Source organism: Vibrio aquaticus (assembly GCF_003970385.1).
Taxonomy (GTDB): Bacteria; Pseudomonadota; Gammaproteobacteria; order Enterobacterales; family Vibrionaceae; genus Vibrio; species Vibrio aquaticus.
The window spans coordinates 1-409 of sequence record NZ_RXZH01000171.1; the positions used below are offsets into that span (position 1 = coordinate 1).

General features: G+C 52.6%; 1 protein-coding gene. It reads right to left on the reverse strand.

Annotated elements, in window-relative coordinates; translation table 11 throughout:
- The coding region (locus EJ063_RS20695; RefSeq protein ID WP_126576088.1) for a Calx-beta domain-containing protein at window positions 1–409 on the reverse strand (409 nt) is incomplete at both ends.

Genomic DNA, 409 nt, shown 5'->3' on the forward strand with positions numbered 1-409 from the left:
CCGTCTGCATTCTTGTATTGGAACGCTTTAATGTCTTTTGGCTCAGTCTCTTCTTCGTTCAACGTCAACTTAACTGTGACGTCGATGTCTGCCGCTTTGCTTAGGCTCACCGTGAAGTGCGCTTTATCGCCTTCGCTTACGTCACCACCACCGGCAATGCTCACGGTTGGACGGTCGTCATCACCACCGTTTTGGCCACCGTCTTGGATCGTTGCGTCGGCTGTTTTATCCGCTGGGTCTATCGCCGTAAGCGCACCCTCGGCGCCTTCAACAGTCACACTGAAGTCTTCATCGCCTTCGTAGACTTTATCTTGCGCCGTCTTAACTCGTACTTTGACCGCATCTTCACCGGCTGGAACCGTCACTAAACCAGTCGTAGGTACATCTACCCACTCACCGTCTGCATTCT